The organism is Vibrio sp. D173a (assembly GCF_030248475.1).
Genome location: NZ_JAHGAH010000002.1, coordinates 1 through 906, shown reverse-complemented (window position 1 = coordinate 906; position 906 = coordinate 1). Strand labels below are relative to the sequence as shown.

The 906-nt window shown below is 41.4% G+C and carries 1 protein-coding gene; it reads right to left on the bottom strand.

Annotated elements, in window-relative coordinates:
* Positions 1-711 (bottom strand): hypothetical protein (locus KIV40_RS00105; RefSeq protein WP_285347601.1); only part of this gene is annotated, 711 nt, incomplete at its 3' end.
* Positions 712-906: the final 195 nt, after the last annotated feature.

Below are 906 nucleotides of genomic sequence, written 5' to 3'. Positions count from 1 at the left end.
TTCTGGTCGATGGAAGCTCTCGCCGGTTATTACCGCGCTCTTTCCGTTGTCCATAAAGTTAAACACTTGAGCGAAGAAATAATTATTATCCTTTTCTGAGTTGAGGTGTACTCTCCCTGTCGGCTGAACGGTGATAGGAAAGACGTCATAGCCACCTTTGCGCTTTTTGTTTTCACAATATAAGTAGAGAAGCAGGCCCGTTTTGCGTTCTAAGAACCCTAAATTCTCGAAACGGCAAGCAGCCAGTCGACCAAAAAACCAAGTGTAAACAAGACCACGCTTTCGATCGAAGTATATACGCGCTGGCTTCGGGGATTTAATAAAAAACACCGTAAAGAACAAGGTTAATGACAATGTCACGCTGGCAATAACAAGCTCAGACACAAATGATTTTCGTTTATTTTTGGTCCCATATTTAAATACGGCTCTGCTGTAATTAATTAAAGAATATTCTCCTTTCTCATCGAACCAAGCTCGATAATATTGAAACCATTTTCTATCAAAAGAATCAAATGGCTCACCTCTCGCCTTTTGAGCCTGATACTCAGCAACTCTCTCCTTTGCAGTGATCAGAGAAGCTGAATTAGGCCCCAACTTACCGACAAAAACAAAAGCCAAAAACCATAGTCCAATAACCAAAGGTAAAAGATACGCAAACCGTAAACCGTGCCTAGCATCACGCACCGTTAGGACATCATCAGTTACCGTCATAAAAGGCTCTAACGGATCATGAGCGGGCTTAATCGGCTTAAATTGGGAAGCAAAGGACTTTTGCCATTGACTGAGCCTTTGTGGGTATTGGTATCTAATTAAGAAACCTTGATTGTTTGACCTTTTCATTTTCAACTTACGTACTTTAGGCCAGCAGATTTGCTGGCCTTGATTTAGTTAAGGCGCTTTAATTCA